Below are 18,686 nucleotides of genomic sequence, written 5' to 3' on the forward strand. Positions count from 1 at the left end.
GGACACCGTTAGAGTGGCCAAACACGGGCCCGGCAGGCTCACCGCACACCGGCGGGGGAGCGCCCCGCGCGGGCGGCACGGCGAGGAGTGCGACAGGTGCGGCCAGTCGGCAGCAAGTATCTGCTTGAGGAGACCCTGGGGCGGGGTGCCACCGGGACCGTCTGGCGCGGTCTGGTGCGCCAGGACGTCCAGGTGCCGGGCAGCGAGCCCGGGCAGCAGGTGGCGATCAAGGTGCTGCGCGAGGAGCTGGCGGCCGACCCGGACGTCGTGATGCGCTTCCTGCGGGAGCGCTCGCTGCTGCTGCGGCTGAGCCACCCGAACATCGTCCGGGTCCGCGACCTGGTCGTCGAGGGCGAGCTGCTGGCCCTGGTGATGGACCTGGTGGAGGGCCCCGACCTGGCCCGCTACCTGCGCGCCAACGGCCCGTTCAGCCCGATCGCGGGCGCCCTGCTGATGGCCCAGGTCGCGGACGCGCTGGCGGCCAGCCACGCGGACGGGATCGTCCACCGCGACCTCAAGCCGGCCAACGTGCTGCTCGCCTCCACCGTGGTGCAGGGCACCGAGCAGATGCACCCGATGCTGACCGACTTCGGCATCGCCCGACTGGCCGACTCCCCGGGCGTCACCCGCACCCACGAGTTCGTCGGCACCCCCGCGTACGTCGCCCCCGAGTCCGCCGAGGGCCGCCCGCAGACCTCCGCGGTGGACGTCTACGGCGCCGGCATCATGCTGTACGAGCTGGTCACCGGCCGCCAGCCGTTCCAGGGCGACAGCGCCCTGGCCGTGCTCCAGGCCCACCTGGCGCAGGAGCCCCAGCGGCCCAGCACCATGCCCGAGCCGCTGTGGACGGTGATCGAGCGCTGCCTGCGCAAGGACCCGGCGCAGCGGCCGAGCGCCACCGCGCTGGCCCGCGCGCTGCGGGTGGTCGCGGCCGGGGTCGGGGTGCACGCCTCCCCGGCGGCGGTGGACGAGGCGCTGGCGGTCGGCGCCCTGCTGCTGCCGGACCCGCAGCCGACCGCCGTGCCCGGAGTCGTGCCGGTCGTCCCGGGTGACCCGGGCGGCCCGGCCGGGGCGGAGGACCGCACCCAGGTGCTGCCCCCGGCGTCCGGCGGCCCGCAGTACGACCCGGCCGCGGCGACCCGGGTGATGGGCACCCAGCCGCCGCCCGCGCCGCCCTACGGCACCCAGGACCGCACCCAGGTGATGCCGCCCACCGCCGTGCCGCCGCCCCCGCCCGCCGGCCCTCCCGCGCCGCAGGAGGAGGCGCCCCACCCGTGGCAGACCCAGCTGCGGGCGGCGCGCGACCGCAACCAGCAGACCCAGGTCGGCCACTTCGGCCCGGAGGACTTCGAGGACCCGCAGGTCGCCCCGCCGCCCTACCAGGCGGGCCGGGGCGGCCCGGGCCACCAGCAGCCGCCGGCCGGCCCACGCGCGGACCAGCGTCGCCAGGGCCCGCCGCCCGGCTACGCCCAGCGCCCGCCGGTCGCCCCGCCGCCCTACCAGGTCAACCAGGGCGCTCAGGGCAACCAGGGCGGCCGTCCGCAGCCCCAGGGCGGCTACCGGCAGGCCCCCGCCGGGTACGGCCGGCCGCAGGGCGACTACCCGCCGCCTCCGCCCCCGCCCGCCGCCGCGCCGCGCCGGTCCGAGCCGCCGGCGCCGCAGTACCGGGAGCCCCGGCCGCCCCGCGAGGAGCCGCGGGAGCCGTCCCGCCGGGAGAGCGCTCCGCCGCGCGAGCGGCGCCCGCGCAGCCGCAACCGGATGTACATCCCGGGGCTGGGCTGCCTCAAGGGCTGTCTGATGGTGCTGCTGGTGCTGGCCGTCGCCGCGATCGCGCTGTGGAACTTCACACCGCTGCCGCACTACTGGGACAACGTCGTGAGCTGGTTCGACACCGCGCGGGACTGGGTGACCAGCGTCTTCGGCAGTTCCAGCAAGTAGCGCGGGACCGGACGGCGGGCCGCTCCGGCGCCCCGCCGACAGCTGACCGGGCGTCCGGACCCGTTCCGGAAGCCAGGATTGACGCTTTGTCGACAATTCACGAGATTTCTCGCCCCGGAGTCCCGCTCCACGGCCCCCAGGCGCCCCGCGCAGGGGGTTCGGGCGCGTAGGTTGGTCGCTGTTGTCCCGCCCCACCGAGCGCGCCCGGACCCCCGGAGCGCTCCCGCGCCGCCCACGGAGCAGCATTGGCACGCAAGATCGGCAGCCGGTACACCGTCCACCAGGTCATCGGCCGGGGATCGGCCGGGACGGTCTGGCTCGGTGAGGGGCCCGACGGCCCGGTGGCGGTCAAGCTGCTGCGCGAGGACCTCGCCGCCGACCAGGTGCTGGTCGGCCGCTTCGTCCAGGAGCGCACCGCGCTGACCAGCCTCGACCACCCCCGGGTGGTCGGCGTGCGCGACATGGTCGTGGACGGCAGCGACCTCGCCCTGGTGATGGAACTGGTCCAGGGCACCGACCTGCGCTCCCGGCTCGAGCGGGACGGAGCCCTCCCGCCGCAGGTCGCCGCGTCGGTCATCGCCGACGTCGCCGACGGCCTCGCGGCCGCGCACGCGGCCGGGATCGTCCACCGCGACGTCAAGCCGGAGAACGTCCTGCTCGACCTCGCCGCCGCCCCCGGCCCCGGCGGCGCCCCGCGCGCCAAGCTCACCGACTTCGGCGTGGCCCGGCTGGTCGACGCCCCGCGCCGCACCCGGGCCACCCGGATCATCGGCACGCCCGACTACCTCGCCCCCGAGATCATCGAGGGACTGGAGCCGCGCGCCGCCGTCGACATCTACGCCCTCGCCACCGTGCTGTACGAGCTGCTGGCCGGCTTCACCCCGTTCGGCGGCGGCCACACCGGCGCGGTGCTGCGCCGGCACGTCACCGAGCAGGTGCCGCCGATCCCCGGGCTGCCGGACGGGCTGTGGCGGATCATCTCCGAGTGCCTGGCCAAGGCTCCGGCCTCCCGGCTGCGCGCCGCCGAGCTGGCCGCCCGGCTGCGCGAGCAGCTGCCCTCGCTGGCCGGACTGCCGGTGCTGGCCGTGCCCTCCCAGGGCCGCGCCCCGGCCGAGGAGCAGCTGTCCCCCGGCGAGGCCGTCTACGCCGAGGTCGACGCCGGCCCGGGCGTCCACAAGCGCCGTCGCGGCCCGGCCGTCCCGCTGGTGCCCGGCGCCGCCCCGGACTCCACCCGGGACACCCACACCAGCCTGCGCCGCCCCTCGGCCGAGGAACTGGCCGCGTACGCCGCCGAGTCGCGCGCCCAGCGCGCCGCCCCGGGCCACCGCCGGGACCGCGCGGCCCTGCTGCGCCGGCGCCGGATGCTGGCGGTGCTGCTGGCCACCGTGCTGCTGCTGGCGGGCGCCGCCGCGGCCTGGACGGCCTTCGCGGCCCCCGAGCCGGGCGCCGGCCACCCGGCCCGGCCGGCCGTGCACAGCACCGCCCCCCGCGCCCCGTGACCCCTCCCGGTCGCCTCCGGAACGGGGGTGTCGTCATGACCACCCCCGGAACCATTACGCTGGGGGCGTGGCAGCCGTCGATCCTTCCGAAGAGCTCAAGAACCTCGATACGACCATGGGGTCGATCGAGGCCGTCCTCGACCTGGACAAGATCCGGGCCGACATCGCGGTCCTGGAGGAGGAGGCAGCCGCCCCCACCCTGTGGGACGACGTCGCGAACGCGCAGAAGGTGACCAGTCGGCTCTCCTTCCTCCAGGGCGAACTGCGCCGGGTCGAGGGCCTGCGCGGCCGCATCGACGACCTGGGCGTGCTGTTCGAGCTCGCCGAGGCCGAGGACGACGCGGACACCCGCGTCGAGGCCGAGGCCGAGCTGGTCTCGCTGCAGAAGGCCGTCGAGGAGCTGGAGGTCCGCACCCTCCTCTCCGGCGAGTACGACGCCCGCGAGGCGCTGATCAACATCCGCGCCGAGGCCGGTGGCGTGGACGCCGCCGACTTCGCCGAGCAGCTGATGCGCATGTACCTGCGCTGGGCCGAGCGGCACGGGTACCCCACCGAGGTGTACGACACCTCGTACGCCGAAGAGGCCGGCATCAAGTCCGCGACCTTCACCGTGAAGGCCCCGTACGCCTACGGCACCCTCTCGGTCGAGCAGGGCACCCACCGCCTGGTCCGCATCTCGCCGTTCGACAACCAGGGCCGCCGGCAGACGTCCTTCGCCGGTGTCGAGGTGCTCCCGGTCGTCGAGCAGTCCGACCACGTCGACATCGACGAGGGCGACCTGCGGGTGGACGTCTACCGCGCCTCCGGCCCCGGTGGCCAGGGCGTCAACACCACCGACTCGGCGGTGCGCATCACGCACCTCCCGACCGGCATCGTGGTGTCCTGCCAGAACGAGCGTTCGCAGATCCAGAACAAGGCGTCCGCGATGAACGTCCTCCAGGCCAAGCTGCTCGAACGGCGCCGCCAGGAGGAGAAGGCCGCGATGGACGCCCTGAAGGACAGCGGCAGCTCCTGGGGCAACCAGATGCGCTCCTACGTGCTGCACCCGTACCAGATGGTCAAGGACGTCCGCACCGCGTACGAGGCCGGCAACCCGCAGGCCGTCCTGGACGGCGACATCGACGGCTTCATCGAGGCCGGCATCCGCTGGCGCAAGCAGCGCGAGACCAGCGCCGAGTAGGCACCCGGACACGCACCGGGCCGGACGCACGGACCCGGACACACGCAGAAGGCCCCCGACCGCGACGGTCGGGGGCCTTCCGCGTGGTCAGGGGCCTCAGGCCAGCGCCTGCCGCGCGATCAGCGCCACCGCGAGCAGCCCGGCCAGCAGGGCCAGCAGCATCGCGGGGGAGAGTGCGGCGAACGGCCCCTGCTGCTCCTGCAGCCGGGCCCGGTTGGCGCGGCACACCGAGCAACGCCCGTCGCTGACGCGGCCGTTGCAGTTGGCGCACACCAGATGGTCGCACGTCATGCGATCTCCTCCTCGCTGCTACAGCCAACGCACCGGACGGGGCTTTGGTTCCCTCTTCATACCTGTACGGGGAGTCTGCCCTGTACGGGGGAGCGGCCGGACACGGTCGCCACCTCCACTCTGCCAGGTTCTGGCGCTTCCGGCTCCCGGGCTGTGAGATGGCTCGCAATTATCGGGGCACAACCGGACATTCTCCCCCAGATTCAGAGGACCGTCCCGGTCTGTCCCTGCGGGCCGGTCGCCGGTTCGCGTATGGTCCCAGACCGGGAGCGGCCCTCCGCGCTCCCATCGCCCGCCGCCGGACCGGGCCTCCGGGGCGGACCGACCGAGGACTGGCGCCGCCTAGGATGGCCTCCGTGATGCAGCCGTGATCAGATTCGACAACGTCTCCAAGACCTATCCCAAGCAGAACCGTCCCGCCCTGGACAACGTCTCGCTGGAGATCGAGAAGGGTGAGTTCGTCTTCCTGGTCGGCTCGTCCGGCTCGGGCAAGTCCACCTTCCTGCGCCTGTGCCTGCGCGAGGAGCGCCCGTCCACGGGTGCCGTGCACGTGCTGGGCAAGGACCTGGGCAAGCTGTCCAACTGGAAGGTGCCGCACATGCGCCGCCAGCTGGGCACCGTCTTCCAGGACTTCCGCCTGCTCCCGAACAAGACGGTCGCGCAGAACGTCGCCTTCGCGCTGGAGGTGATCGGCAAGCCCAAGAGCGCCATCAACAAGGTGGTGCCCGAGGTGCTGGAGCTGGTCGGCCTCGGCGGCAAGGAGGACCGCATGCCGGGCGAGCTGTCCGGTGGTGAGCAGCAGCGCGTGGCGATCGCCCGGGCGTTCGTGAACCGCCCGATGCTGCTCATCGCGGACGAGCCCACCGGCAACCTCGACCCGCAGAACTCGGTCGGCATCATGAAGCTGCTCGACCGGATCAACCGCACCGGCACCACGGTGCTGATGGCCACCCACGACCAGGCCATCGTCGACCAGATGCGCAAGCGAGTCATCGAACTCGACAAGGGGCTGCTCGTCCGCGACCAGGCCCGCGGCGTCTACGGATACCAGCACTGACCCACCAGCGCTGAACCCCGTGGGGCCGCCGGCCCGACCGCCAGACCGCGCAGTACCGACCCTGGAGTTGTTTCCCGCATGCGTGCCCAGTTCGTCCTGTCGGAGATCGGTGTGGGTCTCCGACGCAACCTGACCATGACCATCGCGGTCGTGGTCAGCGTCGCGCTCTCCCTCGCCCTCGCCGGTTCCTCGCTCCTGGTCCGCGACCAGGTGAACTCCATGAAGGGGTACTGGTACGACAAGGTCGAGGTGAGCATCTACTTCTGCACCAAGGCGGATGCCCGCAACTCGCCGCAGTGCGACAAGGGCGCGGCCACCGACCAGCAGGTCCACGACATCAAGGACCAGCTGGACAAGATGACTTCGGTGGTCCAGTCGTCCACCTACGAGAGCTCCGCCGAGGCGTACAAGCACTGGAAGGAGATGAACCCGGACAACCCGCTCATCTCCGTCCTGGGTCCGGACGCCATGCCCCAGTCCTGGCGGGTGAAGCTCAACGACCCGACCAAGTACGACGTCATCCAGAGCGCCTTCGCGGGCAAGCCCGGCGTCAAGTCGGTCGAGGACCAGCGGAAGATCCTGGAGAACCTGTTCGGCCTGCTCAACGGCCTGCAGACGGCGGCGTTCGTGATCATGGTGCTGATGCTCTTCGTCGCGTTGCTGCTGATCGTCAACACCGTCCGGGTGTCGGCGTACAGCAGGCGGCGCGAGACGGGCATCATGCGCCTGGTCGGTGCCTCGAACTTCTACGTCCAGATGCCGTTCATCGCGGAGGCCGCGTTCTCCGCGCTGCTCGGCGCGGGGCTGGCCTCCGGACTGCTGATCGGCGGGCACTTCTTCGTCCAGAACTGGCTGGCCGACCGGGTGCAGTTCATCCACTTCATCGGCCTCAGCTCGGTGCTGGCGGTGATCCCGCTGCTGGTCGTGGTCGGTATGGGCATGGCCGGCATCGCGGCGTTCTTCACGCTGCGCAAGTACCTCAAGGTCTGACCCCCGCGGGTTCCTTCGGCCCCGTACGGCACTGCGCCGTACGGGGCCGTCGCCGTTCCGCCCTCCCCGTTCCGGCCCGCCGCTCGCGGTGCGGTGTCTACACTCCGGTGCCATGCTGCAAACTCCGCGCAGGGCGCGTCAGGTGGCCGCCCTCAGCCTGGTGTTCGGCGCCGTGCTGCTGGCCGGCGCCGCCACCGGTGCCTGGGGCGACCCGAACGACCCGCCGCGCCGCGCGTCCGCCGACCTGGCGCCGGCCTCCGCCGGGCTCCCGGCGGACCCGTCCGGCAAGGCGCTGTCCGAGCAGCAGGCCGAGCACCTGCTCGCGGCCGGCGGCGACCGCTGGGGCGCCTACTACAGCGCCCAGGAGTACGCCGAGTTCAGCCAGGGTCTGGACGGCCGCTACCCCGGGGTCGGCCTGTCGGTCGGCCGCGGCGAGGACGGCGTCACCGAGGTCTCCCAGGTCACCCCGGCCGGACCGGCCGCCCAGGCCGGGATCGCCCCCGGCGACCGGCTGCTGCGGATCGGCAAGGACCAGGCCGACCGGCTGCCGGTCACCGAGGTGGTCGCCCGGCTGCGCGGGCAGGGCGACGAGCGCCGGGCCGGCTCCGAGGTCACCCTGGCCGTGCGGCGCGGCGACGGCGAGGTGCGCGAACTGCGGCTGAAACGCGTGCTGCTGGACAGCCGGCAGGTCACCGCGGAGCACCTGGACCGCGGCGTGCTGCGGATCACCGTCCGGGCCTTCACCAGCGGCGTGGCCGACCAGGTGCGCGCCGCGCTGCGCGCCCCGCACACCGGTGTGGTGCTCGATCTGCGCGGCAACTCCGGCGGGTTGGTGGACGAGGCGGTCGGCACGGCCGGGAGCCTCCTGGACGGCGGACCGGTCGGCTCGTACCAGGAGCGCGGTGGGACGAGGGAGTTGACCGCCCCGCCCGGCGGCGACGGGCGCACCCCGCTGGTGGTGCTGGTGGACGGCGGCACGATGAGCGCCGCCGAACTGCTCGCCGGCGCCCTGCAGGACCGCAGCCGCGCCGTGGTGGTGGGCTCGCGGACCTTCGGCAAGGGCACCGTCCAGCAGCCCAGCCGGCTCGCCGACGGCGCCGTGCTGGAGATGACCGTCGGCCGCTACCACACGCCGTCCGGACGCTCCCTGGACGGCACTGGCCTGACCCCGGACGTCCCGGCCGCCGCGGGCGAGGACACCGACGCGCTGGCCCTGCGCGTCCTCGCCGGACTCGGGACCCGGTCCTGAGCGGCCGGACGGCCCCTAAAGCAGCTGCCCGATCCGGCCCCGAAGTGCGAGAATGACCGCGCTATGGCAAAGGAAACCGGACAGAAGCTGATCGCGCAGAACAAGAAGGCGCGACACGAGTACACGATCCTCGACACCTACGAGTGCGGCCTCGTCCTCACCGGCACCGAGGTCAAGTCGCTGCGGGAGGGGCGGGCCAACCTGGTCGACGGCTACGCGTACATCCAGAACCACGAGGCGTGGATCGACAACGTCTTCATCCCCGAGTACACCCAGGGGACGTGGACCAACCACGCGGCCCGGCGCAAGCGCAAGCTGCTGCTGCACAAGCTGGAGATCCGCAAGATCGAGACCAAGGTCCGCGACGCGGGCCACACCCTGGTCCCGCTGTCGCTGTACTTCAAGGACGGCCGCGTCAAGCTGGAGCTCGCGCTCGCGGTCGGAAAGAAGCTGTACGACAAGCGCCAGACGCTCCGCGAGAAGCAGGACACCCGCGAGGCGGCCCGCGCGGTGGCGGCGGCCCGGCGGCGCCAGCGGGGTTAATCCGCTGGACCCCCGCCCGTCGCCTCGCGTACTATGGCGCAAGCAACACGGACGGTCACCGTCCGAGCTGTTTCTCAAAAAAACATGGGGATGATCGGTTTCGACAGGGGATGTTGAAACAGGGGAAGCGAGCCGAGGAACGCGGCAATGATCTCGTTAACCACGTGTCGCAAAAAAATAATCGCCAACTCTAAGCGCGATTCCCAGCAGTTCGCTCTCGCTGCCTAATAAGCACCGATAGCGCTTGGGTGTCAGACCGGGGAGTTCCCGACCCGGACCCTGGCATAATCTAGGGAACTCAACCGTCCGCCCGGGCTGCGGGGGCGGATGGGAAATCAAACAGCAGCTGGGCCTGTTGGCGGCTTGTCCGCGTGACCGCCAGGGCCGAGAAAAGCACAGCGGACTGCGCTCGGAGAAGCCCTGAATTAACTCCACTGGACCCGGGTTCGATTCCCGGCATCTCCACCACCCCATGTTCACACCGAAGGCCGTCCACCGCTCACGCGGTGGGCGGCCTTCGCACTTTCACCGTCCCGGTGCGGCGCGCCCGCCCGCCCGGGCGTAGGATCATCCGTCCGCTCGTTTTCCGGAGCCGGATTCCGCCGCAACCCCGCCGCAAACCCCGAGGCCATGCAGAGCAACACGGACACCACCCCCACCGCCGATCACGAGACCGTCCGCGAGCGCGAGATCGCCGGTGAGCAGCAGCACCTCGACACCGTCTACCACCGGCTGGAGGAGAAGCTCGCCGAGGCCGAGTACATCCTGGAGGACGCCGCCAAGCGGGTCCACGTCGGCACCCCCGGCGCCCTCGCCGAGCGTGACGCCCAGGTGTACCGGGCCGGCGCGCACCTCCAGCGCCTCAACAACGAGTTCGAGGACTTCCTCTTCGGCCGGATCGACCTCCAGCGGGCGGACGCCCCGGAGGAGCACGGCATCCCGTCCGACACCCCGCTCGACCCGGCCGACCCGGCCGTCGCCGAGACCCTCCACATCGGCCGTCTGGGCGTGCTGGACGCCGAGTACGGTCCGCTGGTGATCGACTGGCGGGCGCCCGCCGCCGCGCCGTTCTACCGCGCCACCCCCGTGGAGCCGGGCCGGGTGATCCGCCGCCGGGTGATCCGCTCCAAGGGCCGCAAGGTGATCGGCGTCGAGGACGACCTGCTGCGCCCCGACCTCACCCCGACCCTGGACGGCGAGGAACTGGCCGTGGTCGGCGACGGCGCGCTGATGGCCTCGCTCGGCCGCGCCCGCAGCCACTCGATGCGCGACATCGTCTCCTCGATCCAGAAGGAGCAGGACGAGGTGATCCGCGCCGCCGCGGCCGGCGCCACGCTCGTCACCGGCGGCCCCGGCACCGGCAAGACCGCCGTCGCCCTGCACCGCGCCGCGTACCTGCTCTACCAGGACCGCCGCCGCTACGCCGGGGGCATCCTGGTGGTCTCGCCGACCCCGCTGCTGGTCTCGTACACCGAGGGCGTGCTGCCCTCGCTCGGCGAGGAGGGCCAGGTCGCCATCCGCGCCGTCGGTTCGCTGGTGGACGGCATCGAGGCGGGCACCTACGACACCCCGGAGGCGGCCCGGGTCAAGGGCTCGGCCCGGATGGTGCAGCTGCTGCGCCGGGCCGCCCGGGCGGCGCTGGAGCTGGGTGCCCCGCAGGAGCTCAAGGTGGTCGCCCGCGGTGAGGTGCTGAAGCTGGACGCGGGCCGGCTGCGGGCCGTGCGCGGCAACGTGGTGGGCTCCGGCGGCACCCCGCTGAACCTGCTGCGTCCGCGTGCCCGCCGACTGCTGCTGGACGCCCTGTGGCAGGAGGCCACCCGGCACCTGCCCAGGCCCACCGACCACTACGGCCGGGAGCAGCGCCAGGAGGAGAAGGAGTCCTTCGACGACTACGTCTCGGACGAGCCGTCCTTCCTGGAGTTCCTGGACGCCTGGTGGCCGGCCCTGAGCCCGCGCCGGGTGCTCGGCACGCTCAAGCAGGCCCGGCACACCAACCGGATCGCCCGCCGAGCCGTCACGCCGGACGAGGCGAGGCTGCTGGCGGCCTCCTGGCGCCACCTGTCCCCGGAGGGCGAGGGCGCGCTGTCGGTGCACGACGTGGCGCTGGTGGACGAGCTGCAGGTGCTGCTCGGCGAGCCGGCCCGGCCGAAGGTCCGCGAGGTGGACGCGGTGGACCTGCTGAGCGGCCTGGAGGAGGTCACCACCTTCGCCGACCGCAGCTCCCGCCGGCGCGACCGCCAGCCGGTGGAGCGCAAGGAGTACGCCCACGTCATCGTGGACGAGGCCCAGGACCTCACCCCGATGCAGTGGCGGATGATCGGCCGCCGGTCCCGGATGGCCACGTGGACCATCGTCGGCGACCCGGCGCAGTCCTCCTGGCCGTTCCCGCAGGAGGCCCAGGCCGCGCTGGACGAGGTACTGGCCGGCAAGCCGCGCCGCCGCTTCACGCTGACCGTGAACTACCGGAACCCGGCCGAGATCGCCGAGGTCGCGGCCACGGTGCTGGCGCTGGCCGCGCCGGGCACGCCCTCGCCGAGCGCGGTGCGCCACGTCGGCGTGGAGCCGCGCTTCGCGGCCGTCACCGACCCCGCGCCGGAGGCCTTCGGCAAGGCAGCCCGGGCCGAGCTGGAGCACCTGCTGGGCGAGGTGGACGGGACGGTGGCGATCGTGGTGCCGATGGACCGTCGGGCCGAGGCGGCCGGCTGGACCGAGGGCCTGGGCGAGCGCGTGGTGGCGCTGGGCAGTTTGGAGGCCAAGGGCCTGGAGTACGACGCGACGGTGGTCGCCGACCCGACCGGCATCGCCGGTGAGTCGGAGGCCGGCCTGCGGGTGCTCTACGTGGCGCTGACCCGGGCGACCCAGCGGCTGACCGTGCTGTCCGGCCCGGACGACCTGCCCGACGCGGCTGGTGTGCCCGCGCTGCTGCGCGGCTGACCCGCCCATGACGAAGGCCCCTCACCGATGGTGAGGGGCCTTCAGACGTTTGGAACACCGACCCGCCATGCTCGCCTCGCGGCAAGTGGTCCCTCTGAGGGACGAAGGTTGGGCCCGGGGGCTTGGATCGGGCCGGTGCCTGTCCAATGTAACGCATCGGCCCGCTGAGGCAAGGAGTGGACGGCGGAAGACTGCGGGCGGTCGGGCCCGGTTGTCGGATCCGCACACTCAATGAACGTTATTTCTGGCAATCCCTTGGAAGGTGCGACGATCGAGGTCTAGCATGCGCAGGCGATGCCTTCAACAAAATGTTGAGCCTGCGGGACAGACGGAAGAAGGAAGCGTCGATGGCGACCGTGCCCAGTGTCTCCAACTCGATCACGGTGCGACTGGAGGTCCCGGCCCGCGGCAACGCGGTCAGTGCGATCACCACGGCCGTGGAGTCCTCCGGCGGATCCGTGACCGGTCTCGACGTCACCGCCTCCGGCCTGGAGGCGCTGCGGATCGACGTGACCGTGGCGGCTTCCTCGGTGGCGCACGGCGAGGAGATCGTCGAGAAGCTGCGGGCGATCGACGGCGTGTCGATCGGCAAGGTCTCGGACCGGACCTTCCTGATGCACCTCGGCGGCAAGATCGAGATGTCCTCGAAGCTGCCGATCCGCAACCGTGACGACCTCAGCATGATCTACACCCCGGGTGTCGCCCGGGTCTGCATGGCGATCGCCGAGAACCCCGAGGACGCCCGCCGCCTGACCATCAAGCGCAACAGCGTCGCGGTGGTCACCGACGGCTCGGCGGTGCTGGGCCTGGGCAACATCGGCCCGGCGGCCGCGCTGCCCGTCATGGAGGGCAAGGCGGCCCTGTTCAAGCGCTTCGCCGGGATCGACGCCTGGCCGATCTGCCTGGACACCCAGGACACCGACGAGATCGTGGCCATCGTCAAGGCGATCGCCCCGGGCTTCGCCGGCATCAACCTGGAGGACATCTCCGCGCCGCGCTGCTTCGAGATCGAGGCCCGGCTGCGCGAGGCCCTGGACATCCCGGTGTTCCACGACGACCAGCACGGCACCGCGATCGTGGTGCTGGCCGCCCTCACCAACGCGCTGAAGGTGGTCGGCAAGGAGATCGGCGACATCCGCGTGGTGATGTCGGGCGCCGGCGCCGCCGGCACCGCGATCCTCAAGCTGCTGCTGGCCGCCGGTGTCGAGCACGCCACCGTCGCGGACGTCCACGGCGTGGTCCACCTGGGCCGTGACGACCTCAACGACAGCCTGCGCTGGATCGCCGAGCACACCAACCGCTCGGGCCGCACCGGCAGCCTCAAGGAGGCCGTGGCGGGCGCCGACGTCTTCATCGGCGTGTCGGCCCCGAACGTCCTGGACGGCGACGACCTGGCCACCATGGCCGAGCAGGCCATCGTCTTCGCGCTGGCCAACCCGGACCCGGAGGTCGACCCGGCCGTAGCCCGGCAGACCGCCGCCGTGGTCGCCACCGGCCGCAGCGACTTCCCGAACCAGATCAACAACGTGCTGGTCTTCCCGGGCGTCTTCCGCGGCCTGCTGGACGCCCAGAGCCGCACGGTCAACACCGAGATGATGATCGCCGCCGCCCGGGCGCTGGCCACCACCGTCGGCGACGACGAGCTGAACGCCAATTACATCATCCCGAGCGTGTTCCACAAGGATGTCGCCAAGACCGTCGCCACCGCGGTGCGCGACGCCGCCCTGGCCGACGCCCAGGCGCCCACCCCGTCCCGTCCGACCCCCGGCATCGTCGGCACCCTCGACACCTCCGCGTTCCCCACCGTCAAGCTCTGAGGACCGGCGCCGACGACGTGTCGTCGATCGGTCAAATGTCCGATTAGCGGCCATACTCGCCCAAGCCCGCCCCGAACCCTTGCGACACAAGGGCGAGGGGCGTGTTTGGGCTTGTCGTGCCTAGGGCGTACGGTAGCCCTGCACGGGGCAGGCGTGTCCGACAAGTACGGAACGTCCCCCTGGTCTTCCGGCGTGTCGTCCCGACCGCCGCCCGCGCCCGGTCCGCCGGAGCCGACGGAGCGTCACACCTCCAACGGGCGGGCTTTGTTCGGGTGGCTCGGCCGGGGCCCGATTGGCTTTCTCGGGGCCGGTCGGGGCAGGATTCGTTCCCAGGCAGGCGGGCGGGCCTTCGACGGCTCCGGCGCGCGGCATCGGGTACGGACCCGGCCTGCGACCACGCATTGCCTTGCATGAGCACAGTGTGCGGACCTGCGGCCCATCCGGGTGCCCCCCGGTGGGAGCACCGATGGGCCCCCGCACACCGCAAGCGAACAGACCACAGGAGTACACATGAACCGCAGTGAGCTGGTGGCCGCGCTGTCCGAGCGCGCCGAGGTGACCCGCAAGGACGCCGACGCCGTTCTGGCCGCCTTCGCCGAGATCGTCGGCGAGGTCGTCGCCAAGGGCGACGAGAAGGTCACCATCCCCGGTTTCCTGACCTTCGAGCGCACCCACCGCGCTGCCCGCACCGCCCGCAACCCGCAGACCGGCGAGCCGATCCAGATCGCGGCCGGCTACAGCGCCAAGGTCAGCGCCGGCTCCAAGCTGAAGGAAGCCGCCAAGGGCGCCTGAGTCACCCCTTGAACGCCCGAGAGGCCGGGCTCCCCGCGGGGAGCCCGGCCTCTCGTCGTGTGGGGGCCTGTCCGCCGGACGGGCCCCCACCGTTCGTCACGCGTCGACCAGCTGCTCACTGGGCAGCTCGACGTGGGCGCCGAGGTCCCGCAGCTTCTCCATGAAGTTCTCGTAGCCGCGGTTGATCAGGTCGATTCCGTGGACGGTCGAGGTGCCCTCGGCCGCCAGCGCCGCGATCAGGTACGAGAAGCCGCCGCGCAGGTCCGGGATGACCAGCTCGGCGCCGATCAGCTTGGACGGGCCGGAGACGACCGCGGAGTGCAGGAAGTTGCGCGCACCGAAGCGGCACGGGGTGCCGCCCAGGCACTCGCGGTAGAGCTGGATGTGCGCGCCCATCTGGTTCAGCGCGCCGGTGAAGCCGAGCCGGGACTCGTACACCGTCTCGTGCACGATGGACAGCCCGGTGGCCTGGGTCAGCGCGACCACCAGCGGCTGCTGCCAGTCGGTCTGGAAGCCCGGGTGGACGTCGGTCTCCAGGGCGATCGCCTTGAGCTCGCCGCCCGGGTGCCAGAAGCGGATGCCCTCGTCGTCCACCTCGAACGCGCCGCCGACCTTCCGGAAGGTGTTGAGGAAGGTCATCATCTCCAGCTGGCGGGCGCCGCGGACGTAGATGTCGCCCTTGGTGGCGAGCGCCGCGCAGGCCCAGGAGGCCGCCTCCAGGCGGTCCGGCAGGGCGCGGTGGGTGTAGCCGCCCAGCTCGTCCACACCGGTGATCAGGATGGTGCGGTCGGTGCCCAGGGTGATGATCGCGCCCATCTTCTGCAGCACGCAGATCAGGTCGACGATCTCCGGCTCGATGGCCGCGTTGCGCAGCTCGGTGACGCCCTCGGCGAGGACGGCGGTGAGCAGCACCTGCTCGGTCGCGCCGACCGAGGGGTAGGGCAGCTCGATCTTGGTGCCGCGCAGCCGCTGCGGGGCGACCAGGTAGGTGCCCTGGGGGTGCTTCTCGATGGTGGCGCCGAACTGGCGCAGCACCTCGAAGTGGAAGTCGACGGGCCGGCCGCCGATGTCGCAGCCGCCCAGGCCCGGGATGAAGGCGTGGCCGAGGCGGTGCAGCAGCGGACCGCAGAACAGGATCGGGATCCGCGAGGAACCGGCGTGGGCGTCGATGTCGGCGACGTTCGCGCTCTCGACGTGCGAGGGGTCGAGGATCAGCTCGCCGTCCTCGTCACCGGTGCGCACGGTCACGCCGTGCAGCTGGAGCAGGCCGCGGACCACCTTGACGTCACGGATGTCCGGGACGTTGCGCAGTCTGCTGGGGCCCTGGCCGAGGAGGGCGGCGACCATGGCCTTGGGGACCAGGTTCTTCGCACCGCGGACGCGGATCTCGCCTTCGAGCGGGTTTCCGCCGTGGACCAGCAGGACGTCGTCGGTCATCGTTCTCGCAATCCGGGGTGCCAGAGGAATGGGAACGGCTCCGGGACGGAACCGTTGGTGGACCGGTGGTACGTGCGTACGGGCGCGTTCGGGCCCCCGGAGAATCCGAGTCGGCACCGTAGAGGGGCGTCCACCATCCGTAGATGGTAGTGGGCGTGCCGATGGTTCCCGTGAGCCTCTCCCGTGATGGTGCTCTCTCCGGCCCCGCTCCCGCCCGCCGGTTCGGCCGTACGGGTGTTCGTCCGGCGTGGCGGGGTTTCGAGTGTTGCGGTGTCCGACCGGTGCCGTTCTGCGGGATCATGTGTGGCATGACGGCGGCCCATTCGCACGGAGGCCGGTCGCACACCGGCCGTCTGCTCGTCGCGACGCCCGTGCTCACCGACCCCAACTTCGCCCGGGCGGTGGTACTGCTCCTCGACCACGACGCCGAGGGGGCGCTCGGCGTGGTGCTCAACCGGCCGACGCCGGTCGAGGTGGGCAGTGTGCTGGACGGCTGGGGCAGACTCGTCGGCCAGCCCGCGGTGGTCTTCCAGGGCGGGCCGGTGGCGCTGGACTCGGCGCTCGGCCTGGCGGTCGCCCCCGGGGAGCCGGGCTCCGGCGAGCCGCTCGGCTGGCGGCGGGTGTACGGCGCGATCGGCCTGGTGGACCTGGAGGCGCCGCCCGAGGTGCTGGCCGGGGAACTCGGGAGCCTGCGGATCTTCGCCGGGTACGCCGGCTGGTCGCCGGGCCAGCTGGAGGCGGAGCTGGAGAGCGGCGCCTGGTACCTGGTGGACTGCGAGCCGGGGGACGTCTCCAGCCCCGAGCCGGAGCGGCTGTGGCGCTCGGTGCTGCGCCGCCAGCGCGGCCCGCTGGCCCTGCTGGCGACCTACCCGGACGACCCGACGATGAACTGAGCGGGCGCCCCACGCGCCCGGGCGCGGCGCGACACTGGCCCGGTTTCCGGGGGCGCCCATAGACTTGGCACCCATGAGCACTCTTGAGCCCGAGCGCGGCCTCGGCACCGGCACCCTGGTCGAGCCCGTCCCGCAGGTGTCCCACGGGGACGGCGACCACGAGCGCTTCGCGCACTACGTCCAGAAGGACAAGATCATGGAGAGCGCGCTCTCCGGGTCCCCGGTCGTGGCGCTGTGCGGCAAGGTGTGGGTGCCCGGGCGCGACCCGAAGAAGTACCCGGTCTGCCCGATGTGCAAGGAGATCTACGACGGCATCGGGAAGCCGCAGGGCGGCGACGGCGACAAGCAGTAGCTGTCCGCGGAACGCCGTTTTGCATAGCACCGCGTTTTCGACGTGGTCTATGCCAATCGTGGCGTGCCTGGGCAGGATGTCGGAATGGACCTCATTCCCGCACCTTCGAGTGCCGTCCGGCGCCCGGACGAGGACTTCCCGCTCGACGCCACCACCACGCTGACCGCGCCGCCCGGCCTGGCCGACGCCGAGCGGTGGCTGCGCGGCACGCTGTCCGCGGCCACCGGGCTCCCGCTCGGCCCGGGCCGGCCGGGCACGGGCATCGAACTGGTCCTGGACGGCGCCCTGGCCGCCGAGGCGTACCGGATCACGGTGCGCCCCGGCCACGCCCTGCTCGCCGCGGGTGGCCCGGCCGGCGCGCTGTGGGCCGCGCAGACCTTGCGGCAGCTGCTCGGGCCGGACGCGTACCGCCGCTCGCCGCTGCGGCGGGAGGGCTGGGTGCTGCCCGGCGCGGACATCGCGGACGCGCCCCGGTTCGGCTGGCGCGGCGCGCTGCTGGACGTCGCCCGGCACTTCCTGCCCAAGTCCGACGTGCTGCGCTTCGTCGACCTGCTGGCCGCGCACAAGCTCAACGTGCTGCACCTGCACCTGACCGACGACCAGGGCTGGCGGGTGGAGATCAAGCGCTACCCGGGGCTGACCGGGCGCGGCGCCTGGCGGGAGCGCTCGATGGTCGGCTACCGCTCCGGGCAGCGCCGGGACGACCGCCCGCACGGCGGCTACTACACCCAGGACGACCTGCGCGAGATCGTCGCCTACGCGGCCGCGCGCGGGGTCACCGTCGTCCCGGAGATCGACCTGCCGGGCCACACCCAGGCCGCCGTCGCCGCCTACCCCGAGCTGGGCAACACCGACGTGGTGGACACCGCCGCGCTCGGCGTCTGGACGGACTGGGGGGTGAGCCCCCACGTGCTCAACGCCTCCGAGGAGACCCTGCGCTTCTTCGAGGGGGTGCTGGAGGAGGTCCTGGAGCTGTTCCCGTCCGAGTTCATCCACCTCGGCGGGGACGAGTGCCCCAAGGAGCAGTGGAAGGACAGCGCCGCCGCCCAGGCCCGGATCCACGAGCTGGGCCTGGCCAACGAGGACGAGCTGCAGAGCCACCTCATCCGGCACTTCGACCGCTGGCTGGCCGAGCGCGGCCGCCGGCTGATCGGCTGGGACGAGATCCTGGAGGGAGGTCTCGCCCCGGGGGCCGCGGTGTCGTCCTGGCGCGGGTTCGGCGGAGGGGTCGCCGCCGCGGAGGCCGGGCACGACGTGGTGATGTGCCCCGAGCAGCACGTCTACCTCGACCACCGGCAGGCGGACGGGCCGGACGAGCCGGTCCCGGTCGGCTTCGTGCGCACGCTGGAGGACGTCTACCGCTTCGAGCCGGTCCCGGCGCAGCTGGACGCGGCCGCCGCCCGGCACGTCATCGGCACCCAGGCGAACCTGTGGAGCGAGTTCGCGGACAGCGCCCGGGACGTCGACTACCGGGCCTTCCCCCGACTGGTCGCCTTCGCCGAGGTCGCCTGGTCCGAGCTGCCCGCCGAGCCGGCCGAGCGCGACTACCCGGACTTCGAGCGGCGGCTGCGCGGTCACCTGGAGGTGCTGGACGCGCTGGGCGTCGAGTACCGCCCGATGGGCGGCCCGCGCCCGTGGCAGCGCCGGCCCGGGGTGGCGGGGCGGCCGATCGAGGGACCGCCGCCGGTGCGCTGAGCCGGTGCTCCGGTGCGCT

15 protein-coding genes and 1 other RNA gene are annotated in these 18,686 nt (G+C 72.5%); 14 read left to right on the forward strand and 2 right to left on the reverse strand.

Going from position 1 to position 18,686, the window contains the following annotated elements; genetic code table 11:
* Positions 1-96 precede the first annotated feature (96 nt).
* The 3 genes from BOQ63_RS27885 (at position 97) to prfB (ending at position 4,617) form a co-directional block, all read left to right on the forward strand.
* Entirely contained in the window at positions 97-1,938 is a 1,842-nt protein-coding gene (locus BOQ63_RS27885) for a serine/threonine-protein kinase (protein WP_037829528.1), read from the forward strand.
* A gap of 245 nt (positions 1,939-2,183) precedes the next feature.
* Entirely contained in the window at positions 2,184-3,437 is a 1,254-nt protein-coding gene (locus BOQ63_RS27890) for a serine/threonine-protein kinase (protein WP_030283971.1), read from the forward strand.
* A gap of 67 nt (positions 3,438-3,504) precedes the next feature.
* Complete coding sequence (prfB, locus tag BOQ63_RS27895) at positions 3,505-4,617, forward strand: peptide chain release factor 2 (RefSeq protein ID WP_030283973.1); 1,113 nt, start codon at positions 3,505-3,507, stop codon at positions 4,615-4,617.
* Positions 4,618-4,713: 96 nt separating this feature from the next.
* On the opposite strand, the gene BOQ63_RS27900 is transcribed toward prfB, so the two are convergent.
* Positions 4,714-4,908 (reverse strand): hypothetical protein, encoded by a 195-nt coding sequence (locus BOQ63_RS27900; RefSeq protein WP_030283975.1) that lies wholly within the window; start codon positions 4,906-4,908, stop codon positions 4,714-4,716.
* Between the two features lie 367 nt (positions 4,909-5,275).
* Between BOQ63_RS27900 and ftsE the strand changes: the two genes are divergently transcribed.
* From ftsE to BOQ63_RS27940, 8 genes are all read left to right on the forward strand, one after another.
* The gene (ftsE, locus tag BOQ63_RS27905; RefSeq protein WP_030059730.1) at positions 5,276-5,965 is read left to right on the forward strand and encodes a cell division ATP-binding protein FtsE; all 690 of its coding nucleotides are present in this window, start codon (positions 5,276-5,278) and stop codon (positions 5,963-5,965) included.
* A gap of 78 nt (positions 5,966-6,043) precedes the next feature.
* Positions 6,044-6,955 (forward strand): permease-like cell division protein FtsX, encoded by a 912-nt coding sequence (gene ftsX, locus BOQ63_RS27910; RefSeq protein ID WP_030283977.1) that lies wholly within the window; start codon positions 6,044-6,046, stop codon positions 6,953-6,955.
* A 112-nt stretch (positions 6,956-7,067) separates the two neighbouring features.
* Positions 7,068-8,204, forward strand: a complete 1,137-nt coding sequence (locus tag BOQ63_RS27915) for a S41 family peptidase (protein WP_150476150.1) — start codon at positions 7,068-7,070, stop codon at positions 8,202-8,204.
* Positions 8,205-8,267: 63 nt separating this feature from the next.
* Positions 8,268-8,747 (forward strand): SsrA-binding protein SmpB, encoded by a 480-nt coding sequence (gene smpB, locus BOQ63_RS27920; protein ID WP_030283981.1) that lies wholly within the window; start codon positions 8,268-8,270, stop codon positions 8,745-8,747.
* 86 nt (positions 8,748-8,833) lie between these two features.
* Positions 8,834-9,215, forward strand: a transfer-messenger RNA (tmRNA) gene (gene ssrA, locus BOQ63_RS27925).
* A 162-nt stretch (positions 9,216-9,377) separates the two neighbouring features.
* Positions 9,378-11,681, forward strand: coding sequence for a HelD family protein (locus BOQ63_RS27930; RefSeq protein ID WP_072655163.1), 2,304 nt, complete (start codon positions 9,378-9,380; stop codon positions 11,679-11,681).
* Between the two features lie 347 nt (positions 11,682-12,028).
* Complete coding sequence (locus tag BOQ63_RS27935) at positions 12,029-13,498, forward strand: NAD-dependent malic enzyme (RefSeq protein ID WP_037829531.1); 1,470 nt, start codon at positions 12,029-12,031, stop codon at positions 13,496-13,498.
* Positions 13,499-14,008: 510 nt separating this feature from the next.
* Entirely contained in the window at positions 14,009-14,290 is a 282-nt protein-coding gene (locus BOQ63_RS27940; RefSeq protein ID WP_030059737.1) for an HU family DNA-binding protein, read from the forward strand.
* 96 nt (positions 14,291-14,386) lie between these two features.
* On the opposite strand, the gene murA is transcribed toward BOQ63_RS27940, so the two are convergent.
* Positions 14,387-15,727: a UDP-N-acetylglucosamine 1-carboxyvinyltransferase gene (murA, locus tag BOQ63_RS27945; RefSeq protein ID WP_030283988.1), complete on the reverse strand. Its 1,341-nt coding sequence runs from the start codon at positions 15,725-15,727 to the stop codon at positions 14,387-14,389.
* Positions 15,728-16,026: 299 nt separating this feature from the next.
* Here murA and BOQ63_RS27950 point away from each other — a divergent pair, with 299 nt between their 5' ends.
* From BOQ63_RS27950 to BOQ63_RS27960, 3 genes are all read left to right on the forward strand, one after another.
* The gene (locus BOQ63_RS27950) at positions 16,027-16,620 is read left to right on the forward strand and encodes a YqgE/AlgH family protein (protein WP_079184101.1); all 594 of its coding nucleotides are present in this window, start codon (positions 16,027-16,029) and stop codon (positions 16,618-16,620) included.
* Positions 16,621-16,693: 73 nt separating this feature from the next.
* Positions 16,694-16,972 carry a DUF3039 domain-containing protein gene (locus BOQ63_RS27955; protein WP_030283993.1) on the forward strand — a complete coding sequence of 93 codons (279 nt, stop codon included), beginning with the start codon at positions 16,694-16,696 and terminating at the stop codon, positions 16,970-16,972.
* Positions 16,973-17,056: 84 nt separating this feature from the next.
* A complete protein-coding gene (locus tag BOQ63_RS27960; protein ID WP_030283996.1) occupies positions 17,057-18,667 on the forward strand; it encodes a beta-N-acetylhexosaminidase in 1,611 nt (536 codons plus the stop codon).
* Positions 18,668-18,686 lie beyond the last annotated feature (19 nt).

The organism is Streptomyces viridifaciens (genome assembly GCF_001888885.2).
Lineage (GTDB): Bacteria > Actinomycetota > Actinomycetes > Streptomycetales > Streptomycetaceae > Kitasatospora > Kitasatospora aureofaciens.

Coding starts and splice junctions, on each gene's coding strand:
- BOQ63_RS27900 (WP_030283975.1), bottom strand. CDS start 4,908: ATGACGTGCGACCATCTGGTGTGCGCCAACTGCAACGGCCGCGTCAGC.
- ftsX (WP_030283977.1), top strand. CDS start 6,044: ATGCGTGCCCAGTTCGTCCTGTCGGAGATCGGTGTGGGTCTCCGACGC.
- BOQ63_RS27915 (WP_150476150.1), top strand. CDS start 7,068: ATGCTGCAAACTCCGCGCAGGGCGCGTCAGGTGGCCGCCCTCAGCCTG.
- smpB (WP_030283981.1), top strand. CDS start 8,268: ATGGCAAAGGAAACCGGACAGAAGCTGATCGCGCAGAACAAGAAGGCG.
- BOQ63_RS27930 (WP_072655163.1), top strand. CDS start 9,378: ATGCAGAGCAACACGGACACCACCCCCACCGCCGATCACGAGACCGTC.
- BOQ63_RS27935 (WP_037829531.1), top strand. CDS start 12,029: ATGGCGACCGTGCCCAGTGTCTCCAACTCGATCACGGTGCGACTGGAG.
- BOQ63_RS27940 (WP_030059737.1), top strand. CDS start 14,009: ATGAACCGCAGTGAGCTGGTGGCCGCGCTGTCCGAGCGCGCCGAGGTG.
- murA (WP_030283988.1), bottom strand. CDS start 15,727: ATGACCGACGACGTCCTGCTGGTCCACGGCGGAAACCCGCTCGAAGGC.
- BOQ63_RS27950 (WP_079184101.1), top strand. CDS start 16,027: ATGTGTGGCATGACGGCGGCCCATTCGCACGGAGGCCGGTCGCACACC.
- BOQ63_RS27955 (WP_030283993.1), top strand. CDS start 16,694: ATGAGCACTCTTGAGCCCGAGCGCGGCCTCGGCACCGGCACCCTGGTC.
- BOQ63_RS27960 (WP_030283996.1), top strand. CDS start 17,057: ATGGACCTCATTCCCGCACCTTCGAGTGCCGTCCGGCGCCCGGACGAG.